Origin of the sequence: Tabrizicola sp. M-4, assembly GCF_051132405.1 — a bacterium.
Taxonomy (GTDB): domain Bacteria; phylum Pseudomonadota; class Alphaproteobacteria; order Rhodobacterales; family Rhodobacteraceae; genus Paragemmobacter.
Genome location: NZ_CP128606.1, coordinates 2,028,170 through 2,049,731 on the forward strand (window position 1 = coordinate 2,028,170; position 21,562 = coordinate 2,049,731).

18 protein-coding genes and 1 tRNA gene are annotated in these 21,562 nt (G+C 63.1%); 11 read left to right on the forward strand and 8 right to left on the reverse strand.

What is annotated here, in order from left to right; genetic code table 11:
* Together fabG and fabD are read right to left on the reverse strand one after the other, a co-directional pair.
* Positions 1-738, reverse strand: coding sequence for a 3-oxoacyl-[acyl-carrier-protein] reductase (gene fabG, locus TabM4_RS09825; RefSeq protein ID WP_434621832.1), 738 nt, complete (start codon positions 736-738; stop codon positions 1-3).
* A gap of 423 nt (positions 739-1,161) precedes the next feature.
* Entirely contained in the window at positions 1,162-2,097 is a 936-nt protein-coding gene (fabD, locus tag TabM4_RS09830; RefSeq protein ID WP_434621834.1) for an ACP S-malonyltransferase, read from the reverse strand.
* Positions 2,098-2,325: 228 nt separating this feature from the next.
* On the opposite strand from fabD, the gene TabM4_RS09835 reads away from it, so the two are divergent.
* The 6 genes from TabM4_RS09835 (at position 2,326) to TabM4_RS09860 (ending at position 6,828) form a co-directional block, all read left to right on the forward strand.
* Positions 2,326-3,798 carry a methyl-accepting chemotaxis protein gene (locus tag TabM4_RS09835; RefSeq protein ID WP_434621836.1) on the forward strand — a complete coding sequence of 491 codons (1,473 nt, stop codon included), beginning with the start codon at positions 2,326-2,328 and terminating at the stop codon, positions 3,796-3,798.
* Positions 3,799-3,871: 73 nt separating this feature from the next.
* The gene (locus tag TabM4_RS09840; RefSeq protein WP_434621838.1) at positions 3,872-4,303 is read left to right on the forward strand and encodes a PACE efflux transporter; all 432 of its coding nucleotides are present in this window, start codon (positions 3,872-3,874) and stop codon (positions 4,301-4,303) included.
* 152 nt (positions 4,304-4,455) lie between these two features.
* Positions 4,456-4,893: a 30S ribosomal protein S6 gene (rpsF, locus tag TabM4_RS09845; protein ID WP_434621840.1), complete on the forward strand. Its 438-nt coding sequence runs from the start codon at positions 4,456-4,458 to the stop codon at positions 4,891-4,893.
* Positions 4,894-4,919: 26 nt separating this feature from the next.
* Positions 4,920-5,147, forward strand: coding sequence for a 30S ribosomal protein S18 (gene rpsR / locus TabM4_RS09850; protein WP_023666208.1), 228 nt, complete (start codon positions 4,920-4,922; stop codon positions 5,145-5,147).
* 12 nt (positions 5,148-5,159) lie between these two features.
* A complete protein-coding gene (rplI, locus tag TabM4_RS09855; RefSeq protein WP_434621842.1) occupies positions 5,160-5,732 on the forward strand; it encodes a 50S ribosomal protein L9 in 573 nt (190 codons plus the stop codon).
* 163 nt (positions 5,733-5,895) lie between these two features.
* Positions 5,896-6,828 carry a DMT family transporter gene (locus tag TabM4_RS09860; RefSeq protein WP_434621844.1) on the forward strand — a complete coding sequence of 311 codons (933 nt, stop codon included), beginning with the start codon at positions 5,896-5,898 and terminating at the stop codon, positions 6,826-6,828.
* 57 nt (positions 6,829-6,885) lie between these two features.
* On the opposite strand, the gene tig is transcribed toward TabM4_RS09860, so the two are convergent.
* The 3 genes from tig to TabM4_RS09875 all read right to left on the reverse strand — a co-directional run bounded on the left by tig (position 6,886) and on the right by TabM4_RS09875 (position 10,278).
* Positions 6,886-8,220, reverse strand: coding sequence for a trigger factor (tig, locus tag TabM4_RS09865; protein ID WP_434621846.1), 1,335 nt, complete (start codon positions 8,218-8,220; stop codon positions 6,886-6,888).
* Between the two features lie 25 nt (positions 8,221-8,245).
* Positions 8,246-8,330: transfer RNA gene (locus TabM4_RS09870), tRNA-Leu, on the reverse strand.
* A 229-nt stretch (positions 8,331-8,559) separates the two neighbouring features.
* The gene (locus TabM4_RS09875; RefSeq protein WP_434611863.1) at positions 8,560-10,278 is read right to left on the reverse strand and encodes an NAD(P)H-hydrate epimerase; all 1,719 of its coding nucleotides are present in this window, start codon (positions 10,276-10,278) and stop codon (positions 8,560-8,562) included.
* Between the two features lie 174 nt (positions 10,279-10,452).
* Here TabM4_RS09875 and TabM4_RS09880 point away from each other — a divergent pair, with 174 nt between their 5' ends.
* From TabM4_RS09880 to TabM4_RS09895, 4 genes are all read left to right on the forward strand, one after another.
* The gene (locus tag TabM4_RS09880) at positions 10,453-10,791 is read left to right on the forward strand and encodes a P-II family nitrogen regulator (RefSeq protein ID WP_434611865.1); all 339 of its coding nucleotides are present in this window, start codon (positions 10,453-10,455) and stop codon (positions 10,789-10,791) included.
* A gap of 62 nt (positions 10,792-10,853) precedes the next feature.
* Positions 10,854-12,263 (forward strand): type I glutamate--ammonia ligase, encoded by a 1,410-nt coding sequence (gene glnA, locus TabM4_RS09885; protein WP_434622014.1) that lies wholly within the window; start codon positions 10,854-10,856, stop codon positions 12,261-12,263.
* Between the two features lie 218 nt (positions 12,264-12,481).
* The gene (locus TabM4_RS09890; RefSeq protein WP_434611866.1) at positions 12,482-13,561 is read left to right on the forward strand and encodes a hypothetical protein; all 1,080 of its coding nucleotides are present in this window, start codon (positions 12,482-12,484) and stop codon (positions 13,559-13,561) included.
* 216 nt (positions 13,562-13,777) lie between these two features.
* The gene (locus TabM4_RS09895) at positions 13,778-14,701 is read left to right on the forward strand and encodes a hypothetical protein (protein WP_434611867.1); all 924 of its coding nucleotides are present in this window, start codon (positions 13,778-13,780) and stop codon (positions 14,699-14,701) included.
* Between the two features lie 56 nt (positions 14,702-14,757).
* Here the strand turns inward: TabM4_RS09895 and TabM4_RS09900 are convergent, their stop codons facing one another.
* On the reverse strand, positions 14,758-15,957 hold the full coding sequence (locus TabM4_RS09900; protein ID WP_434611868.1) for a PAS domain S-box protein: 1,200 nt from the start codon (positions 15,955-15,957) through the stop codon (positions 14,758-14,760).
* Between the two features lie 178 nt (positions 15,958-16,135).
* Here TabM4_RS09900 and TabM4_RS09905 point away from each other — a divergent pair, with 178 nt between their 5' ends.
* Positions 16,136-16,390 (forward strand): GlsB/YeaQ/YmgE family stress response membrane protein, encoded by a 255-nt coding sequence (locus tag TabM4_RS09905; RefSeq protein ID WP_434611870.1) that lies wholly within the window; start codon positions 16,136-16,138, stop codon positions 16,388-16,390.
* A gap of 71 nt (positions 16,391-16,461) precedes the next feature.
* On the opposite strand, the gene TabM4_RS09910 is transcribed toward TabM4_RS09905, so the two are convergent.
* On the reverse strand, positions 16,462-20,142 hold the full coding sequence (locus TabM4_RS09910) for a vitamin B12-dependent ribonucleotide reductase (RefSeq protein ID WP_434611871.1): 3,681 nt from the start codon (positions 20,140-20,142) through the stop codon (positions 16,462-16,464).
* 396 nt (positions 20,143-20,538) lie between these two features.
* Positions 20,539-21,477: a DMT family transporter gene (locus TabM4_RS09915; RefSeq protein ID WP_434611872.1), complete on the reverse strand. Its 939-nt coding sequence runs from the start codon at positions 21,475-21,477 to the stop codon at positions 20,539-20,541.
* Positions 21,478-21,562 lie beyond the last annotated feature (85 nt).

Consider the following 21,562-nt stretch of genomic DNA (forward strand, 5'->3'; position numbering starts at 1 on the left):
CTACACCATGTCCATCCCGCCGTTCACATGCAAGGTGGCACCCGTGACATAGGCGGCCTCGGCTGAGGAAAGGTATAGAACCGCCGCAGCGATCTCTGCTGGATCACCCATCCGCCCAGCCGGGACGGCTGTCAGGATGCGGGCCTTCTGCTCTTCGTTCAGCTTGTCGGTCATGGCCGTGGCAATGAAGCCCGGCGCGACGACGTTGACCGTGATGCCGCGGCTTGCCACTTCTGCCGCAAGCGATTTCGACAGGCCCAGCAGGCCGGCCTTGGCGGCCGAATAGTTCACCTGCCCCCCATTCCCGGTGGTACCCACGACCGAACCGATATTGACGATACGCCCCCACCGCGCCTTCATCATGCCCCTAACGGCTGCGCGGCACAGGCGGAAGGTCGCCGTCAGGTTGACGTCAAGGACGCTGGCCCAATCCTCGTCCGACATCCGCATCACAAGGCCATCACGCGTGATGCCTGCGTTGTTCACAAGGATGTCGACTGATCCCATAGCTTCGGTCGCGCGTTTCACCAAGCCTTCGACGTCCTCTGCGACGGACAGGTTGCAGGGGAGTACATGCGCTCGCCCGCCAAGTTCAGCCGCTAAAGCCTCCAACGGTTCCACTCTTGTCCCCGAAAGCCCGACGGTCGCCCCTGCCCTGTGCAGCGTACGCGCGACTTCGGCCCCGATCCCGCCCGAAGCGCCAGTGACCAGCGCCGCCTTTCCAGTCAGATCGAACATTGCCCGCTCCCTTGCGAAAATCCCGGGCGACCTCCTAGCAGCATCCCGCCCTCCGCGCCACCCGCTCCGCTATGCCATGGCCAGAAAGGGCGCAACCTCCTCCATCACTTGCCGATTGTTCGATTAGCTGGACAGCCGCTGCCCCAAAGCGTGAGGCACGCTGAACACAGCCGGGCGTGTTCAACGATGCTGCCCGCTCAAACACTCCTCACGACCTGCTGGAAACTGACGTTTCCAAACTATCCCCAAGGTCTTCCCGGAACTCTGACAAAGCCCTTCCGAATGTCGTTTCCGCCGTTTTCACAATTCCTCAGAGGGAGTCGACCTACGGCAACCGGGGCTTAAGGCCCCCATCCCAGAGCTGGAGCGAATGCAAGGGCGAGACAAATGCCTTGCGGCGGTACGCTGCGCTTACTTCCCTGTTCATCCTCTGGCCGCCTGAACATCCTCCGGAGTGCCAACCGCGCGCAAGGAAACATCGCCCGAAACGATCCGCTTGATCATCCCCGATAGGGCCTTCCCTGCGCCGATCTCCCAGAACTCGGTTACGCCCGCGCCCTCCATCCAAAGAACGGACTCGCGCCAGCGTACCGATCCCGTCACCTGTGCCACCAGCAGATCGCGGATGCGGTCAGGTTCGGTCACCGCCTCGGCCCGCACATTCACCACCACCGGCACGACCGGCTTTTCCACCACCACCGCGGCCAGCGCCTCGGCCATCACCCGTGCGGCGGGCTGCATCAGCGCGCAATGGAAGGGCGCGCTAACGGGCAGCAGCAGCGCCCGCTTGGCCCCCTTGGCCTTGGCTATCTCCACTGCCCGCTCCACCGCCGCCCTATGGCCCGACACAACGACCTGTGCGGGATCGTTGTCGTTTGCGGCCTGACAGACCTCGCCCTGCGAGGCCTCGGCGGCCACCGCCACGGCCGCCTCGAAATCCAATCCCAGCAGCGCGGCCATGGCCCCCACGCCTACGGGAACCGCCTCCTGCATGGCGCGCCCTCGGATGCGCAGGAGTCGCGCCGTATCCGACAGGCTCAGCGAACCCGCCGCGCAGAGCGCCGAATACTCGCCCAGGGAATGCCCCGCCACGAACCCCGCATGGGACGAAACCGTTATCCCCTCGGCCTCCAGCGCGCGCAGCGCCGCGATCGAGGTTGCCATCAACGCAGGCTGCGCATTCTGCGTCAAAGTGAGTTCGGCAATATCGCCTTCCCAGATGAGGACGGAAAGCCGTTCTCCCAGCGCCTCGTCGACCTCGTCGAAGACAGCCTTCGCCGACGGATAGACCTCGGCCAGCGCCCGCCCCATCCCGATGGTCTGCGCCCCCTGCCCCGGAAACACGAATGCACGGCTCATGGCCCGCCCCTCCTTCACAATCCCGGCCATACGGCCCCTACACTCTCGCTTATCCAAAGCGACGGCTTCGCGCAATCTACGGGCCTGGGACGTCGGGTGTTGGAGAAACTGGCACATCTCCTGCACAGTGCTCAACCGTCGGTAAACCAAATGGGTCTACTGTCGTTACAGACTGTGCACGGTCGCCCATCTCGGGTCGCCGCTCCTCAAGCCCAATCCAAGGTGACCATGAAAGACATTTCCCCTGACGAAATGCCCCTGATCGCTGATCGTGGCCCCCTTCCGACCTCCATCGCCCCTTTGACCGAAACTTCGCACACCCAAGCAGAAACCGGTGTCATCCGCGAGATTGCTGCGGAAGTCGGTACTCTTTCCGTTTCGCTTGCCGATGTCTCTGGCGCAGTCGAAGATGTCGACAAGCTGATGCACAGCCAGGTTGAGACACTGCGCGGTCTTCGGGGCCTTTCGGAGGAACTGTCGCGCGGAAATGACGCCATCCGCGATGCCGCCCGGACAGCCCTCGGCGCAACGGTCGATGCCCGCCAGACCGTGGCCTCCGGGCAGACCCGCATCGACGCCGCACTTTCCGATGTCACCACTCTTGCCAATCAGGTCGCCCTCTTCGGCGAAAGGATCGAGGCACTGACGCAGGCGCTGGGCAAAGTCGCCCGCGCGGCGGGCGACATCGACGCAATCGCCCGGACCACCAACCTTCTCGCCCTCAACGCCTCTATCGAAGCCGCGCGCGCGGGCGCCGCAGGCAGAGGCTTCATGGTGGTCGCGCAGGAGGTGAAACAACTCTCTGGCCGTACGCAGGATGCCACGCGCCTGATCGAAGCCAACCTCGCCGATCTTACGCGGGAAATCACGGCCATCGCAGATACCGGCCGCGCCGCTGCCGACAGTGCGGGCAAGGTCCGGCGTGAGGCGGGCCATGTCTCCCGCGTCATGGCCGAGATCGACACTGCCGTCCTCGCCATCGCCGACCGACAGGATGAGATCACGCGCTGCACCGAAAGCGTCGCAAGCCAGGTCACCGCGACCGAGGATGGATGCCATGGCATTGGCGCAGGGGTCACGCAGGCGGCGGGTCGCCTTTCCGCCGCGAAGGCAAGCCTGTCCGGCCTTGTCGATGCAAGCGAACGCCTCGTCGCATCCACCGCACGTCTGGGCGTTGAGACCGTCGATACGCCCTACATCGAAGCGGTCAAGGAAGCCGCCGCGCAGATCTCTGCCCTGTTCGACACAGAGGTCGCGGAAGGCCGCATCTCGCTGCGCGACATGTTCGATCAGGACTATCGTCCGATCCCAGGCAGCGATCCGCAGCAGATGTTGGCCGCCTTCACAGCCATGACGGACCGGGTTCTTCCCGCTGTGCAAGAACCGCTTCTTCAACTGTCCACCGACGTCGTGTTCTGCGCGGCCGTGGATGTGAACGGCTATCTGCCAACCCATAACCGCAAGTTCTCGCTGCCGCAGCGCCCGGGGGACCCCTCTTGGAACGCAGCGAATTGCCGCAACCGACGGATATTCGCTGATCGCGTGGGTCTTGGCGCGGGCCGCAGCACCCGCCCCTTCTACCTGCAATCCTATCGCCGTGACATGGGCGGCGGCACTTTCGCGCTGATGAAGGATGTCTCGGCCCCGATCTACGTCAATAGCCGCCACTGGGGCGGTCTGCGGCTTGCCTATCGGGTCTGACGCAGCGGCAAGAGGGGGCGGCGCGACGTGTCGCCTCTTGCTGCGCGAAACACCCCATGCGACATCCGCCCACATGGCCCGTCATGTCCACCCTGCCCTGCGCCGCCTCGCCTATGCCACCACCTTCGAGGCAGGCGGCGTCCTGTTCTCAACCGCGATCCTGCTGCTTATGTCCGGGGCTTCGACAGGCAGTTCCCTTGCCTTTTCCATAGTCGCTTCAAGCGTTGCGATGCTTTGGAACCTCGTTTTCAACGCAGGATTCGAGGCCTGGGAAAGCCGCCAAAGCGTCAAAGGGCGAGGCATCGCCCGTCGCATCGTCCACGCCCTTCTGTTCGAAGGCGGTCTTGTTCTGTTGCTCATTCCGCTCACCGCATGGTGGTTCTCTGTCACCCTCATGCAAGCGCTGGTCTACGAGGCCGTGCTGATCGTGGCATTCCTGTTGTATACCTACGTCTTCACCTTGGTCTTCGATCACCTGTTCGGGTTACCCGCTTCGGCCCGCTGACACATCACCCACCCTTGCACTCCCGCACCCTTTCTGTATAAGGCCGCATCCTTTCCGCATGAAACACGAACCGGCGCAGCCTCTCGTGGACGGGCCGCGGAAAGGCCGAACGCCCGCCCTATGAAATGCGCCCTGTAAGAACTGGAGTGCACATGGCTCTTTACGAGCATGTCTTCATCGCGCGCCAAGACCTTTCCAACGCGCAGGCCGAAGGCCTTATCGAACACTTCTCCACGGTTCTCGCGGACAACGGCGGCAAGGTCGTCGAGTCGGAGTACTGGGGCGTCAAGACGATGGCCTACAAGATTAACAAGAACCGCAAGGGCCATTACGCCTTCCTGAAATCGGACGCCCCGTCGGCCGCCGTTCAGGAGATGGAGCGCCTGATGCGCCTGCATGACGACGTCATGCGCGTGCTGACCATCAAGGTCGAAAAGCACGGCGATGGCCCCTCGGTCCAGATGCAAAAGCGCGACGACCGTGAGCGTGGCGACCGTTCCGAAGGCGGCTTTGGCGGTGGCGAACGTCGCGAACGCAGCTTTGGCGACCGTCCGGAACGCACGGGCGACCGTGGCGGCTTCCGTCGTTGATCAAGCCCAGGAAAGGACCATAAACCATGGCGAACAAACCGTTTTTCCGCCGTCGCAAGGTCTGCCCCTTCTCGGGCGACAATGCTCCTGCGATCGACTACAAGGACGTCCGTCTGCTGCAGCGCTACATCTCTGAGCGTGGCAAGATCGTCCCGTCCCGCATTACCGCCGTTTCGGCGAAAAAGCAGCGTGAACTGGCGCAGGCGATCAAGCGTGCCCGCTTCCTCGCCCTGCTCCCCTACGCCGTGAAGTAAGGAGCGACGAACATGCAAGTTATCCTCCTTCAGCGCGTGGCCAAGCTTGGCCAGATGGGCGAAGTCGTTAACGTCAAGGACGGCTACGCCCGCAACTTCCTCCTGCCACAGGGCAAGGCGCTCCGCGCCAACGAGGCGAACATCAAATCCTTCGAGGCCAAGAAGGCCCAGCTTGAGGCCAACAACCTCGAGACGAAGAAGGAAGCCGAAGCCGTGGGCGCCAAGCTCGACGGTCAGGCCTTCGTGGTGATTCGTTCTGCCTCTGACGCCGGCGCATTGTACGGCTCTGTCACCACACGTGACGCGGCCGATGCTGCCACGGCTGCGGGCTTCACCGTGAACCGCTCGCAGGTCGTCCTCGATCGTCCGATCAAGGATCTCGGGCTTCACACTGTTTCGGTCGTGCTGCATCCGGAAGTGACCGTGAAGGTCACTCTGAACGTGGCACGTTCGCCGGAAGAGGCCGAATTGCAGGCATCGGGCAAGTCCATTCAGGAACTGGCCGCCGAAGCCGAGGCAGCAGCCGATTTCGAGATCGCAGAACTGTTCGACGATATCGGTGGCGCGGCATCGGAAGACGCCTGATCTTAGGCACCGGTTTGAAATCGACGAACCGCGCTGGGCAGCCAGCGCGGTTCTTCATTGCGTGGCACCGCTTCCCAAGAGACCTGTCGCCCGCGACATCCTATGTCGCCGCTGCCTAAGCCAGCGCCCCCACCGCCCCCTAGCGTGGCCAGCGGAGGAAAGCATGACCACCCTAGCCCAACCATTGCCCGGCCAAACGGCAAAGGGAATCGCCCTGCTCGTCGCGGGTGTCGCCGTATTTTCGGTGCAGGACTTGATCCTGAAACTTCTTGCCGGGGCATATCCCCTGCATCAGGCGATGCTGCTGCGCTCGCTCACCGCCATTCCATTCCTGCTGATCCTCGTTCATTGGGAGGGTGGCCTGCGCAGCCTCTTTACGCCGGGCACCCGCGCCATGATGCTGCGCGGCTGCGTGATGTTCGCTGCATATACCGCCTATTACCTGGCCCTTGCCGCGCTGCCCATGGCCACAACCGTTGCACTCTATTTCTCAGCCCCGCTCTTCATAACCATCCTCTCTGTCTTCTTCCTGGCCGAGAGGGTAGGCCCTCGACGGTGGTTCGCCCTCATGGCTGGGTTCTCAGGCGTACTGATTATGGTCCGCCCCGGTGGCACGCTCTTCGATTGGGCAGCGCTGCTTCCTGTCCTATCTGGCCTGACCTACGCCATCTCCATGATCGCCGCTCGTCGACTTGGCACCACCGAAACCGCCTCGGCGTTGGCCTTTTGGGGTAATGCGGTCTTCCTCCTCGGCGCTATCCTCCTCTCGGCCCTGTTTGGAAGAGGCACTTGGGAAGGCGACGCCCACCCGTCACTAGCATTCCTCCTACGAGGTTGGGTTACCCCGACAGGCTTCGACCTTATGCTGATGATGTCCTGCGGCATCATCGCCGCTGCAGGCCTGACGCTCCTCACACAGGCCTACCGCGTGGCGGAGGCATCGGTCGTCACCCCGTTCGAATATACCGGCCTGATCTGGTCAGTCCTATATGGCTGGATCTTTTGGCAGCACTGGCCGAACGATACAGACTGGATCGGCATCGCCATTATTGTGGGCGCCGGACTCTACATCCTCTGGCGCGAAGCCCGCGAATAGGAAAGAGGCCGAAGGCATCGCCCCGGCCCCTTGCCTATTCCCCGAAAGGGGCTCGGCTTACATCTCGTCCAGCGCCTCGACGGCTTTCTGCAGGTCTTCCTTGCCGACTTCCTTCTCGGTCACCTTCGCCCCAGCCACGATGTGATCGACGACCTTGTCCTCGAAGATCGGCGCCCGCAGTTGCTGCTGAACCTGCTGGTTCTTTTGAACGAACTCGAAATAGGCGCGCTCCTGCCCCGGATAGTTGCGGGCCTGCGCCAGCACGGCCTGCGTCATCTCGGCGTCGGTCACGGTCACTTCGGCCTTGCGGCCCACTTCGGCCAGCAAAAGGCCCAAACGGACGCGGCGCTCCGCAAGGGTCTTGTGCTCGTCCGTCGGGTCGATGTTGCCGTGGTTGTGGCCATGCTCATGCGGGTTTTCCTCATGCCACAACTGATGCGCGATCTGCGCGGCCTCGGCTTCCACCAGACGCGCTGGCAGGTCGAACTTAACCATCCCGTCAAGCTGGTCCAGCAGCGCCCGTTTCATCACCGCACGCGCGGCACCCTTGTACTCCGCCTCAAGCCGCTCCGCGATCTGGCCCTTCAAGGCGGCCAGATCCTCCGCCCCGAACTTCTTGGCCAGCTCGTCGTCGATCTCGGCTGCCTTCGGCTCCTTCACCGCCTTGATCGTGCAGGCAAACACCGCAGCTTTGCCCGCCAGATGCGCGGCGCCGTATTCGGCCGGGAAGGTCACGTTGACAGAAACCTCGTCACCGACCTTGGCGCCGACCAGCTGATCCTCGAAGCCCGGGATGAACGACTTCGACCCCAGCACAAGCGGATAATCCTCGGCCGAGCCACCCTCGAACAGTTCCCCGTCGACCGAGCCCTTGAAGTCGATCACGACCTGATCGCCGTCCTTGGCCTTCGCGCCCTTCTTGCGGTCGTCAAACGACTGCGCGGTGGAGGCGAGGTTCTTCAGCGCCTCTTCCACATCCGCGTCAGACGCCTTCACGACAAGTTTCTCGATCTTGATCTTCGACGAGTCCAGATCCGGGATCGGCGGCAGCGCCTCGTAGGTCATCTCGACGACGACATCCTTGCCCTCGGCCCAGGTCTCGCCATCGACCATCTTCACCTCGGGCTGCAGCGCGGGGCGGTCGCCGGTCTTGTCGAAATGGTCCTTCATCGCGCCGTCGATGGCATCCTGCATCGCGTCGCCCAGAAGGCGCTGGCCAAACTGCTTTTTCAGAATCGCTAGCGGCACCTTGCCCTTGCGGAAACCTTTCATCTCGATCTCGGGCTGCGCCTCGACCAGCTTTTCCTGCACTTTCGCGTCCAGCTCGGCCGCCGTCACCGTGATGGTGTAGGCGCGCTTCAGACCTTCGTTCAGGGTCTCGGTGACCTGCATGTTTCCGTCCTTCTCATCTCATCCCTGGTGCGGGTGGAGGGACTTGAACCCCCACGCCTTACGGCGCCAGAACCTAAATCTGGTGCGTCTACCAGTTTCGCCACACCCGCAAATTGCCCAAAGCCCGCCCGTCCGTCCCCTCAGGTCCGGCCCGCACGCGCCCTGAAAATTCCGCGCCCTTCTAGCAAAGCCCCACGGGGGATGCGAGAGGAAAATCAGGGCGAAATCTGACGCAGATTCCGCACCGTTTCCTGACGCAGGAAACGCGGCGGGCGTCCCGCCCGCAATCCGGAATTTGCGTCAAATTCCGTCGCGATTTCTGCGTCAGAAATCGCCGCCTCACACCCCCAACCGCCGAAACACCGCAGGCAGCATCTCCGGCAAATCCTCCGCAATCAACCCCGGCCCGAACTCCCGCGCGCATTCCACATGCAGCCAGGCCCCTGTGCAGGCCGCCTCATAGGCCGCAAACCCCCGCGCCATCAGCCCTGCGATGAACCCCGCCAGCACATCCCCCGACCCCGCCGTCGCCAACCAAGGCGCCGCCCGCTCGTAATGCGCCGAATTGACCGCGCAGCGCCCATCGGGTGCCGCAATCACCGTATCCGCCCCTTTAAACAGCACCACGCACCCCGCCCGCGCGGCAGCCTCCCGCGTCGCATCCACCTTGGAATAGGCCGGACCCGCCACCGCCGGAGCCGCCAACTTCTCCGCTATATCCGGAAACAGCCGCGCAAACTCCCCAGCATGAGGCGTCAGCACACAGCCCTCATGCAGCGCCCCAAACAGCCCCGCATCCTGCGCCAACAACGTCAAAGCATCCGCATCCAACACCAAACCCCGCCCCGGGCCCGACCCGGGGCCTCCACGCCTACCCAAACCACCTCCCCGGACGAGGTCCCGGGTTAAGCCCGGGACGGGCATCCCCAGCGCCACCCGCACCAACCGCGCCTGCCGCGCCCCCGTCCCCAAACCCGGCCCCAGACAGACCACGCGGGTCCGCTCATCTGCCAGCACGGCCTGCAAAGCCGCCCCATCCTCCACCACCCGCAGCATCACCGCATCCAGCCGCGCCGCGTTCTGGGCCAAGGCCTCCGCCGGACAACCCACCGTCACCAGCCCGGCCCCCACCCGCAGCGCCCCCCGCGCCGCCAGCCGCGCCGCGCCCCCGCGCCCGCTTGGCCCGCCAAGGATCAGCGCATGGCCATGCGTGAACTTGTGCGACAGATGATCCTCCGCCCACCCGGCCTTGGACAATTGCCGCACACGGAACCCGCCCGGCGCGGGCAGCAAAGCCTCATCCGGAGCAACGAGTCCCAGCCGCGCCGGCTTCCACGTTCCGCTCCACCCCGCCGCCGTTCGGCGCGGCGTCTTCATCTGCCGCCATGGCGCAATCCCGATATCCACAACAACCACCCGCCCACAAAGCGCCGGTCCCTCTGCCAGCACATGCCCCGCCTTCAGACTGTCGAAGGTCACCGTCAACCGCGCCCGCGGCTGATCCCAACCGCGCCTCAAAGACCGCCCGCTGTCCAGACACAGGCAGGACGGCGCATCCACCGCCACCAGCCGTTCGCGGTAGTAGGCCAGATCCCCCCCATACCCGCCGATATGGCCCAGAATGCCGTCAATCTCTCCCTCCGGCGGTCGCGACAGCCCCGTGCCAAAAATCGCATCCACATAGATGTCACTGGATGGCCCGCGCCGCAGGTTTCCCTCCGTCAGAGGCTCCACCGCCCCATAGGACCACCACCGCCGCGCATTCACCGCAGCATCGCGCGGCATCGCATCGGGCTTCGCCGCCGCCAGCACCCGCACCTGCCACCCCCGCTCATGCAGCAGCCGCGCCACGACAAACCCGTCGCCGCCATTGTTGCCGGGTCCGCACAGCACCACCGCCCGGAACGACCCCGCCCGCAACTCCGGCCATTCCGCAAAGATGGCCGCCACCACCCCCCGCCCGGCCCGCTCCATCAGCTCCAGCCCGGTCACGGCCCCGCTCTCGATGGCGGCGGCCTCAATGGCGCGCATTTGTGCAGAGGTCAGCAATTCGGTCATTTTCCCGCCCATTTCATTCGCAAACCGCCCATCCTTCCAGCAATCTGCACAAATTTTAATCACGCCACCCGGAAACCCTCGACCAAGCCCGCCATCCGGCCCGCCTGCGATTGTGGCCCCCATGCGAACATGATCATACCGCCAAAGACAAGGCACGCGGGGGAGAGTCGGCCCATGAAAAAGATCGAGGCGATCATCAAGCCGTTCAAGCTGGACGAGGTGAAGGAAGCCCTTCAGGAAGCCGGCATCCAGGGCCTCTCCGTCACCGAAGTCAAAGGCTTCGGCCGCCAGAAGGGCCACACCGAACTCTACCGAGGCGCGGAATATGTCGTCGACTTCCTTCCCAAGGTGAAGATCGAGGTCGTCCTCACCGACGACATGGTCGACACCGCGATCGAGGCGATCGTCTCCGCCGCGCGCACCGACAAGATCGGCGACGGCAAGATCTTCGTCTCCCCCGTCGAACAGGCCATCCGCATCCGCACCGGCGAAACCGGCGACGACGCGGTCTGATGAACACCGTGCGCCCCTCGGGGCAAAGCGGCACCTGATAACCCAAACCGAAAGGCATCATGATGAGCGCAGTAAAGAATGCTCTGAAGCTGATGAAGGACGAGGAAGTCGAGTATGTCGACATCCGCTTCACCGACCCCAAGGGCAAGCTTCAGCACGTCACCCTCGTGGCCGACCTCGTGGATGAGGACTTCTTTGAAGAAGGGTTCATGTTCGACGGCTCCTCCATCGCCGGCTGGAAGTCCATCGACCAGTCCGACATGAAGCTGATCCCCGATGCTTCCTCGGTCTATATCGACCCGTTTTACGCGGAAAAGACGATGTGCGTGCATTGCAACGTCGTCGAACCCGACACGGGCGAGGCCTACTCCCGCGACCCGCGAGGCACCGCCGCCAAGGCCGAAGCCTATCTGAAATCCTCGGGGATCGGTGACGCCGCCTACTTTGGCCCCGAAGCCGAATTCTTCATCTTCGACGACGTCCGCTACTCGGTCGCGCCGAACAAGGTCTCCTACCAGATCGACGCAGAAGCGGCGGCCTGGAACACCGACACCGTGATGGAAGGCGGCAACCTCGCCCACCGCGCCAATTACAAGGGCGGCTACTTCCCGGTGAACCCGATCGACGAGGCGCAGGACCTCCGCGGCGAGATGCTCTCGACCATGAAGCGCATGGGCATCAAGGTCGACAAGCACCACCACGAAGTGGCGACCTGCCAGCACGAACTTGGCATGATCTTCGGCGGGCTGGTCCAGCAGGCCGACAACATCCAGAAGTACAAATACGTCATCCACAACGTCGCGGCCGCCTATGGCAAGACCGTGACCTTCATGCCCAAGCCCATGAAGGGCGACAACGGCTCGGGGATGCATGTCAACATGTCGATCTGGAAGGACGGCAAGCCGCTCTTCGCGGGCGACAAATACGCCGACCTCTCGCAAGAGGCGCTCTACTTCATCGGCGGCATCCTCAAGCACGCCAAGGCGCTGAACGCGATCACCAACCCGTCCACCAACTCCTACAAGCGCCTGATCCCCGGCTTCGAAGCCCCGGTGCTGCGCGCCTACTCCGCCCGCAACCGCTCGGGTTGCGTCCGTATTCCGTGGACGGAATCGCCGAAGGCCAAGCGTGTGGAAGCCCGCTTCCCCGATCCCTCGGCCAACCCCTACCTCGCCTTCTCGGCGCTCCTGATGGCCGGCCTCGACGGCATCAAGAACAAGATCGACCCCGGTCCGGCCTCGGACAAGGACCTCTACGATCTGCCGCCGGAAGAACTGGCCGCCATCCCCACCGTCTGCGGCTCGCTCCGCGAGGCGCTGGAGGAACTGGAGAAGGACCACGACTTCCTGCTCGCAGGCGACGTCTTCACCAAGGACCAGCTCGAAGGCTACATCGCGCTGAAGTGGGAAGAGGTCTATGCCTTCGAACACACCCCGCATCCGGTGGAATACCTGATGTACTATTCCTGCTGATCCCCGGATCGGCTGCCACAAGAATCGCAAAAGGGCCGCATTTCGCGGCCCTTTTCCTTTTTCAGCCACAGGTTTCCGGCAGCCTTCGGGCAAGGCAGCGCGCTTTAACCAGAGGTTACCCCCAAGAATTACTGGAAATGCGCCCGCGCGCACCTTGGAAAGAACAAATTCCGGCCACGATTCGGTGTTTCGCTTAATGAAACTTAAGGAGCCCCACCATGCTGGATATCGAAGCGTCCTTTGCACCCGTTCCCGAGTTTCACACCACAGGTTCACTTATCGCGGAAAGAGCCCTGCTCTCCCACGATCGCCAGAAAGGCGTCGAAATCCTGACCTCTGCGGTCAATCCTGCAAACGCCATGCCAGAATGCGCCATTGCAGGCCCGGCTGTAAAGCTTCACTTGCCGCCAGCGCAGAGCGAAGCGGCGGAACCGTTGCGCCATTCGCAAGGCATCGCGGCCCTCTTCGCCGCTCCACCGTCCGAGTCGCTGCCTGATCTTGCCTCGGTGCCCCCCCTCACCCCTAACCCGCCAGCCCAGGTTGAGGATGCGCCTGCACTCTCCTTCCGTGCCGCGGCCCCCACTCAGGATGACACGCAGCCCGAGGCGCGCCCCATCACGCCGCGGCGGCCCATGCGCTTCACTTTCGCGCGCGAGACGGGTGAGCCAACACCGGTCGCACCTCCTGCCTTCAACCTGTTCGCCGGAGTCTTTCACGAGGACAGTCTAGAACATCCTGATCTTGATCCGCGCCTGCGGCGGTCCCGCGAACGCGCCATGGCGCGCATCGCCGCCCATGAGGCCGCCCTGCCGCCCGAGGCGCGCAATCTCTGGTTTGACGATGCGGAAGCGGCGCAAGGCACCTCTGTTGCCATTGCGGAAGCATCCGTGTCCTCGGAGGCATCGCCACCGTCGGTGGAATCGGACGTCACCCATCACCGTCGGGTCGTGCGGCATATTTGTGTCAAGCGCCGCGCCGAGGAAGCGCCCGCCCCCGCAGCGACAATCCGCGATCCGTTGCAGGATCACCTTCACCGCATTCGCGAGGCGCTCTACACGGTTGATCCGTCCGACCAGCCGGAATCAATGCCGCAACTATCGCTGGCCGATCGTCTCATTGCCATCCTCTTGCATCTGGCTGTTCTGTTCAGCACTTTGCCGGAACGCCTTGCGCAGTTTGCAACGCCTCTCCTGCCCGGCCGGCAGCGCGACTTTTCGCTTCGGCTGGGAACGGCAGCAAGCCTTGGCGCGGCAACCGTCATGGCGCTTGCAGGGACTGGTCACCACCTCCTGAGTTAGAACGCCCTCCTTCGGCACGTCGCAGACAAGGTGTTCACGATCCGGCGACAACGGGGAAAAGGCCCGGCGAAATTCCGCCAGCTACCGCCAAATCAGGCAACAATCGGGCAGCAGACACCACCTTTTCCCGGTTTGCCCCAGAATTGACCCGAAAAACGGCACAATTCGGTATCAACCTTCACGTGCACAACGCCTTTGGGGGGCAGGAGGCACAAGATGGCACTGGATGGAAGCACGATTGCGCAGTTCGTGTTCGATCGCGACCCGGCACTGAACTTGCCGCTGCTCGTGAGAGAACTGGATGGGGCCTTGGGGCGCTCGGGCGCAGGTCGGCGCAGGGTAACGTGGGATTGCGACGACCTCGTCTTCGTCGATCTGGACGGGGTCCGGTTCAGCCTTTCCTACACCGGAGAACCACTTCCCGGCCTTCCCTCCAGCCTGATGATCTCGGTCGGCCCCGGCCCGGATCGCGACCATGACGCTGCAGATCGCCGGCGCTACGAAGACCTCTGCCATCTGATCGCAGATCGCCTCCGCAGCCGCTTCACCCCACGCGAGACACTCTGGCACCAAGTGGCGGGGCCCGTGACCGCCGATCTGGTGGACGATCTCTTTGATCGCCTGCCGGATTTCTCTACCCAGAACCACCGTCACCCGCTTGCCCGTCGCGCCGCGCCTGCCAAGGCCATCCGCGCCTTCCCCGAAACCGAAGAGGGGATGCCTGCATCCTTCGTCGAGAAAGCTCTGGCCATCAAGGCGGCAAAGGCGGAACGCGCCCGTGCAACGCTCGCCGGCTTGCGCCCTGTCGCATCGCAGGCCGAGCCGGGCAGACAGGCGCCTCCCCCAGCCAATGCCTTGGGTAACCCCACGCCCGCCAGCCCCGAACTCAACCGCGTTCGTGCCGCCCTCTATCCCACCCCGGAGGAGTCCACCGGTCAGGACATCCGCATGCGCCTCGCCGCCTCGACCTTGGATGTCACGCTGATGGTTGTCTACCTGCCTATGGGGGCTGCGATGCTGACCTGCTCGATGTTGCGCGGCGGGAATGTGAACAATTCCGCACGTGTCATGGCTCTGACCTGCGCACTTCTGGCCTTTGGCCATATTGCGGGGCTCAGCCCCGCGCTCTCGGCCATCTAAGGGCAAGCGGCAAGGAGCGAAGCGGACCCGATTGCGACCATGAGGAGAACGTGCCGTCAAGCTGCGCGCTGCATCGGCACGTCTATCCAGAAACGGGTCGCGTGTGCATCGCTGCTGAAGTCGATCTCGCCACCGATCGACCCAATCAGATGCTTTGCGATCGAAAGTCCAAGGCCGCTCCCCTGCTTCCGGCGCGTATCCGTCGGCTCGCCCTGAACAAAAGGCTGGAAGATATGGGTACGCATGGCTTCGGGAATGGGCATGCCGCCATTCGTCACCGTGATGCGCGCCTTGTCGGCTATCCAATCTGCGCCGATCCGGACGGTGCCGCCGGGATCCGAATACTTGACCGCGTTGGAAAGCAGTATGCGCAGTACCCGGCCAAGACGTTCGGGATGCGTCTGGCAAACCAGCGGGGTTCCCTCGGGATCGACGATCACACGAATACCCGCCGTCTCGGCCTTCCTCTCGGTCGCCGTCACGGCCATCTCGATTGCTTCCTGAACACGCACATCGTTGGCAATCCAGAAGCTTTGATCAGATACAACCGTCTCCATCTCAAGGATGTCATCGAGGAGTGATTTGAGGCGCGCCGCATTCTTCGACGCAACGCCCACTAGGTTTTCGACCTTTTCCGGCCCCGCCGCCGCACCCATGACTTCCAGCAGTCGCAGCGCGCCCATGATGCCGGTCAAGGGGGTGCGCAGTTCATGGTTAACCGTATGAACGAATTCGCTCTTCAAATGATCAAGCTGCCGTGCCGCCGTCACATCGGTAATCTGCGAAATGAACATGACCGGCCGATCTTCCGGGTCACGGACGACGGTCAGGTGCAGAACGCCAACCACGATGCGCCCGCTGGAATGGATATAGCGCTTCTCCAGACGCACGCTTTTTTGATGGGTGGCCACCATGCGCCGCGCGATCAGGACGGTTGCCTCGCGGTCTTCCTCATGCGTGACATTTTTGAACCCCGCCTCCATCAGCTCGGCCTTGGAATAGCCTAGGAAGTCGCAGAGCGCGGGGTTTACATCGATCCACGTGCCGTCGATCCGAGTCAGTGCCATACCGATGGGCGAATTCTCCATCGCAGCCCGCAGCAGCCGCTCGCTGTCGCGCAGGCTTTCGATGCTTTGCTGAGGCGCCGCCGAAGTGGCCTCGTCATTGAGTTGCCCCTTGCGATCGAAGTCCTGCGCAGAGGTATCATACATCCCGATAACGACCTGAAACAAAACGCTTACTGCATAGCGTATCATGAAATTGGCCGACCTTGGCTAAAGATCAACACCCGACACGGCCCCGCATCCGGAATTGCATACATGTTCATACCTTCGGATGTGGCCCCTGGCAGTGCCGCCTGCGTTGAAGGGCCGACCAGAGGCTGTTAGGCTTCCTTGCGGTGTCGACGGAACGACAGGCCGAAAGGGAATGCTGATGGGAATTGAAAGTCTGCTGGCGATGCTCTTGATCGGGGCAGTCGCAGGATGGCTTGCCGGAAAGCTTGTGTCGGGCTTCGGCTATGGCCTCGTGGGTAACATGGTCGTGGGCGTGCTGGGCGCGGCGGTGGCCAGTTTCCTTCTGCCACAGCTTGGATTTGGCGTAGGGGGTGGCGTGATCCGGGCAATCATCCATTCCACCATCGGCGCCGTGATCCTGCTGGTGGTGATACGGATTGTGAAAAAAGTCTGACAAGCACCTGCAAGAAAACGAAAAAGGCCCGCACTTGGCGGGCCAATCTCATCTTTGTTCCGCACGGGTACTCAGCTGCACCCGCTCGTGCCGCCGCAGGTATTGCACTTCATGCAGGTGCCGTTGCGCACCAGCGTGTAATTGCCGCACTCCCCACAAGGGTCGCCCTCATAGCCCTGCATCTTGGCCTTGGTCCGCGCATCCATGCTGACCGTCCCGGTGGCAAGTGTCGTCACGGCGCTGCCTCCCATGGTTTCAGGCACAAGCGTATTCAGAGCCATCACCGGATCGGTGCCCGTCGCAAAGGCCGTAGCCCCCATGCCGCCCTGCAGAACCACCAGTTCCTGAGGCAGACGCTTGCGCAGATAGCCGGTCGAGGAGATGGACTTCAGCAGTTCCACCGACTTCGACGCCGCTGACTCGCTCACCTCGCCGAAATTGCGCTTGCCCTCGTCATCACCGCGGCCAAGGTCGTCAAAGGCCGCGCCGGTGGGCTTCACATGGGCAAGGTCCGTGCGATCCAGATAGGAGATCGCCAATTCGCGGAAGATGTAGTCAAGGATCGACGTCGCGTTCTTGATCGAGTCGTTCCCCTGCACCATCCCCGCCGGTTCGAAGCGGGTGAAGGTGAAGGCTTCCACGAATTCCTCCAGCGGCACGCCGTATTGCAGGCCCACCGACACCGCGATGGCGAAGTTGTTCATCATCGCGCGGAAGCCCGCGCCTTCCTTGTGCATGTCGATAAAGATTTCGCCCAGCCGCCCGTCGCCATATTCGCCGGTACGCAGATAGACCTTGTGGCCGCCCACGATGGCCTTCTGGGTATAGCCCTTGCGGCGCTCCGGCAGCTTTTCGCGGTTGGTGCGGATGATCTCCTTCACCACGATCTTCTCGACGATCTTCTCGGCCAGAACGGCAGCCTTTTCCTGCGCCGATCCGGTCGCGAGGATTTCCTCCGCCTCCTCGTCATCCTCCACCAGAGCGGCGGCCAGCGGCTGTGACAGCTTCGACCCGTCGCGGTACAGCGCGTTGGCCTTGATCCCCAGCGAATGCGAAAGCTCATAGGCCGCCAGCGTTTCCGCGATCGTTGCCGAATTCGGCATGTTGATCGTCTTGGAAATCGCGCCCGAGATAAAGGACTGCGCCGCCGCCATCATGTGGATATGGCTTTCCACCGAAAGATAGCGTGTGCCCTTCTTGCCGCAGGGGTTGGCGCAGTCGAAGACCGGATAATGTTCCGCCTTCAGGAAGGGCGCGCCTTCCAGCGTCATCGTCCCGCAGACATGGTCATTGGCCGCATCGATCTGCGCCTTGGTGAACCCCAGATGGCGCAGCAGGTCGAAGGTCGGGTCCGCCAGCTTTTCGTCCGGAATGCCCAGCGTGCCCTTGCAGAACTCCTCGCCCAGCGTCCACTGGTTGAAGACGAAGCGGATGTCGAAGGCCGAAGGCAGCGCCGCCTCGATCTTCTCCAGCTCGCGCGGGCCGAAGCCGTGGCCGATCAGCGCGGTGGGGTTGATGCCCGGGCAGTTGCCGATGGACCCGTGACCCACGGCATAGGCCACGATCTCGGCGATCTCGGACGAACGGTAGCCCAGCGTCTCCAGCGCGGCGGGAACCGACTGGTTGATGATCTTGAAGTAGCCGCCACCCGCCAGCTTCTTGAACTTCACCAGCGCGAAGTCAGGCTCGATCCCCGTGGTGTCGCAATCCATCACCAGACCGATGGTCCCCGTAGGCGCGATCACCGTCGTCTGGGCGTTGCGATAGCCGTGCTTCTCGCCCAATGCCAGCGCCTCGTCCCATGCGGATTTCGCAAGCGCGACAAGGGTTTCGTCGGGGCAGTTCACCTGATCCAGCGCGACGGGGTTGACGTTGACCGCCTCATAACCCGCCACCTCGCCATAGGCGGCGCGGCGGTGGTTGCGGATCACGCGCAGCATGTGGTTCGCGTTGCGGGCATAGCCGGGGAAGGACCCCAGTTCCGACGCCATCTCGGCCGAGGTGGCATAGGTGATCCCCGTCATCAGCGCGGTCAGCGCCCCGCACAGAACGCGGCCTTCCTTGGAGTCATAGCCCAGACCCATGTTCATCAGCAGACCGCCGATATTGGCATAGCCAAGACCCAGCGTGCGGAAGTCATAGGAAAGCTGCGCGATCTCCTTCGACGGGAACTGCGCCATCATCACCGACACTTCCAGCGTTACCGTCCACAGACGGGTGGCGTGGATATAAGCCTGCGCGTCGAACTTGCCGTCCTTGTAGAAGGTCAGCAGGTTCATCGAGGCAAGGTTGCAGGCCGTATCGTCAAGGAACATGTATTCGGAGCAGGGGTTCGACCCCCGGATCGGCCCGTCCTCAGGGCAGGTGTGCCATGCGTTGACCGTGTCGTGGAACTGGATGCCGGGGTCGGCACAGGCCCATGCGGCATGGCCCACCTGATCCCAAAGCTCGCGCGCCTTGATGGTCTTGGCGACCTTGCCATCCGTCCGGCGGATCAGCGCCCAGTCCTCGTCATTCTTCACGGCGTTCAGGAAGGCATCCGTCACGCGGACCGAGTTGTTGGAATTCTGGCCCGACACGGTGATGTAGGCTTCGGAATCCCAGTCGGTGTCATAGGTCGGGAATTCGATGCTGGTGAAGCCCTGCTTGGCATATTGCAGGATGCGGTTCGTATAGGTGTCCGGGATCATCGCCTTCTTGGCCGACCGGATCGCCGCCTTCAGCGCGGGGTTCTTCGCCGGATCGACCGCGTCCTCGCTCGACCCGTCCCACTGGCGGATCGCCGCGAAGATCTCGTTCAGCTTCTGCTCATGGGCCTTCGACCCCGCGACCAGAGACGCGACCTTCTGCTCCTCGATCACCTTCCAGTTGATGAACTGCTCGATATCGGGGTGATCCATGTCACAGATCACCATCTTCGCCGCCCGCCGCGTCGTGCCGCCCGACTTGATCGCCCCCGCCGCGCGGTCCCCGATCTTCAAAAAGCCCATCAGACCCGACGACTTGCCGCCGCCCGACAGCTTCTCCCCCTCGCCGCGCAGGGACGAGAAGTTGGTGCCCGTCCCCGAGCCGTACTTGAACAGCCGCGCCTCGCGGACCCACAGGTCCATGATCCCGCCCTCGTTCACCAGATCGTCGCTGACGGACTGGATGAAGCAGGCATGGGGCTGCGGATGTTCATAGGCCGAGTCGGACTTGGTCAGCTTGCCGGTCTGGTAGTCGACATAGAAATGCCCCTGCGACGGGCCGTCGATGCCATAGGCCCAGTGCAGGCCGGTGTTGAACCACTGCGGGCTGTTCGGTGCCGCCATCTGGCGGGCCAGCATGTAGCGCATCTCGTCGTAATAGGCGCGGGCGTCGGATTCGGTGGTGAAATAGCCACCCTTCCAGCCCCAATAGGCCCATGCCCCCGCCAGACGGTCGAAGACCTGCTTGGCCGAGGTTTCGCCCGTGAACCGCTCGCCCTCCGGCAGCGCCGCCAGCGCGGCCTCGTCGGGCACCGACCGCCACAGGAATTCAGGCACGCCCTTTTCCTTCACCCGCTTCAGCCGCGCCGGAACGCCCGCCTTGCGGAAATACTTCTGCGCCAGCACGTCCGAAGCGACCTGGCTCCAGCCTTCCGGAACCTCCACCGCTTCGTTGCGGAAGACGACCTTGCCATCGGGATTGCGGATTTCGGAGGTCGTCGTCGCGAAAGCCATGGTGCCATAAGCGCCGGTGGCCTCGGTCGTGAATTTGCGTTCGATCTTCATCTCTGCCCCGTCTCCAAGTTTCTGGCAGGGCCTGCGCCCCATCCGCCGTTGCTGTCTGCGGTGGCCAAAGCTTCGCCGCCCCTGTCACATGGACACAGGATCGGGGCATCCTTACCGATGCCCTGTTCTGTAAGGGTTTAGACCTGCCCGACGCGCGACCACTAGATATTGTGGCCTTACCGCTTGCGTCGTCAAACTGTCGTAAACCTTTGCCTCATTCAACGGGAATTTTGCACCCAGAAGGGCGATTTTTTGCTTGACGATTTTCCTGCAACAGCGCGCCAACTCGCCGCGGGGTTGTGGGCAGCCATGTGGAAAAACCAAGGGTAAGTTTGCCCATACTTAAGAAATCTCACGCATTCGCGATGGTTTGGGAGGGTGAGTTGAACAGGCGCTTCAAACGCCTTCCTCGCCCCTGCTTTGCAGAGCGCGCGATTCTTGGGCAGGGCCGCTGCGACGATTTATCAGGGTGATTCCAATGCCAACGAGGGACGCCGCCCCCAACAGGCCGGGCGTCACCGACTCGGCGAACAGCAGCCAGCCCAGAAGGATCGACAGGATCGGGGTCAGAAAGGAAAAACTCGCCACCGTGGCCACAGGATAGATGGACAGCAGCCACAACCATCCGATGAAGCCCCCGGCCACAACGATGGAGGATTGAAACACCAGCCCTACTAAATGTAGTGGCTCTAGATCGCGGATCAGCGGCCCGAAGGCGGGCGCAGCAAACAGCAGCACCGGGCCAGAGACGAGAACCATCCAGAAAAGCTGCATCTCGGGGCCGATCTCGCGCAGACGCGTCGCGCGCGCGGCAATGGCCGTGCCAGCCCAGCACAGCGCGCCAAGTAAGGCCAGAAGATCGCCTGTAAGGCTCCCCCCGGCACCCCCGCCCCGCGAGAGGATCGCCCAGGCTGTGCCGATGAACGCCAGCACGAGCCCGGTTGCCCGCACTGAATTCAGCCGCTCTCCGGGCAAAAGCCAATGGGCCATCAGCCCGAACCAGACGGGCATGGAATAGAAGATGACAGCCGCCCGGCTGACTGCCGTAAGGTCCAGCGCAACGAACAGGCAAAGGAACTCGGCCGCGAAGATCACTCCGATCACAAGGCCCGGTCCCAGATCGCGACGCCTCAGCCTCACCCCTTTGCCGCGCCAGATCAGCCAGAGCGCGACAAAAACCACCGCCAGTGCGGAACGCAGACCCGCAAAGAACACCGGCTGCAATCCCTCATTCACCCATTTCACGAGGATCTGGTTGAAGGCAAGAAGGAGCGTCACCGAAAAAAGCGCAGCGCCGCCAAAGGCATCCAACCTGTCTTTCCGCACAATGCCCACCTAGCCCTGCCCTGCCTGCACCCTTGGCTGCTTCGGCGGGACTGTCAATCACCGGGCGGAAAGCTCTGGCCCAGGAGGGCCGGAT

Excerpts from the sequence above, each read along its gene's own strand:
- rpsF (WP_434621840.1), top strand. The coding sequence starts at position 4,456 with ATGGCTCTTTACGAGCATGTCTTCATCGCGCGCCAAGACCTTTCCAAC.
- TabM4_RS09840 (WP_434621838.1), top strand. The coding sequence starts at position 3,872 with ATGGCCCGTCATGTCCACCCTGCCCTGCGCCGCCTCGCCTATGCCACC.
- tig (WP_434621846.1), bottom strand. The coding sequence starts at position 8,220 with ATGCAGGTCACCGAGACCCTGAACGAAGGTCTGAAGCGCGCCTACACC.
- TabM4_RS09835 (WP_434621836.1), top strand. The coding sequence starts at position 2,326 with ATGAAAGACATTTCCCCTGACGAAATGCCCCTGATCGCTGATCGTGGC.
- rpsR (WP_023666208.1), top strand. The coding sequence starts at position 4,920 with ATGGCGAACAAACCGTTTTTCCGCCGTCGCAAGGTCTGCCCCTTCTCG.
- TabM4_RS09900 (WP_434611868.1), bottom strand. The coding sequence starts at position 15,957 with ATGATACGCTATGCAGTAAGCGTTTTGTTTCAGGTCGTTATCGGGATG.
- TabM4_RS09895 (WP_434611867.1), top strand. The coding sequence starts at position 13,778 with ATGGCACTGGATGGAAGCACGATTGCGCAGTTCGTGTTCGATCGCGAC.
- TabM4_RS09875 (WP_434611863.1), bottom strand. The coding sequence starts at position 10,278 with ATGACCGAATTGCTGACCTCTGCACAAATGCGCGCCATTGAGGCCGCC.
- TabM4_RS09890 (WP_434611866.1), top strand. The coding sequence starts at position 12,482 with ATGCTGGATATCGAAGCGTCCTTTGCACCCGTTCCCGAGTTTCACACC.
- TabM4_RS09880 (WP_434611865.1), top strand. The coding sequence starts at position 10,453 with ATGAAAAAGATCGAGGCGATCATCAAGCCGTTCAAGCTGGACGAGGTG.
- fabD (WP_434621834.1), bottom strand. The coding sequence starts at position 2,097 with ATGAGCCGTGCATTCGTGTTTCCGGGGCAGGGGGCGCAGACCATCGGG.
- TabM4_RS09860 (WP_434621844.1), top strand. The coding sequence starts at position 5,896 with ATGACCACCCTAGCCCAACCATTGCCCGGCCAAACGGCAAAGGGAATC.
- rplI (WP_434621842.1), top strand. The coding sequence starts at position 5,160 with ATGCAAGTTATCCTCCTTCAGCGCGTGGCCAAGCTTGGCCAGATGGGC.
- TabM4_RS09910 (WP_434611871.1), bottom strand. The coding sequence starts at position 20,142 with ATGAAGATCGAACGCAAATTCACGACCGAGGCCACCGGCGCTTATGGC.
- TabM4_RS09905 (WP_434611870.1), top strand. The coding sequence starts at position 16,136 with ATGGGAATTGAAAGTCTGCTGGCGATGCTCTTGATCGGGGCAGTCGCA.
- fabG (WP_434621832.1), bottom strand. The coding sequence starts at position 738 with ATGTTCGATCTGACTGGAAAGGCGGCGCTGGTCACTGGCGCTTCGGGC.
- glnA (WP_434622014.1), top strand. The coding sequence starts at position 10,854 with ATGAGCGCAGTAAAGAATGCTCTGAAGCTGATGAAGGACGAGGAAGTC.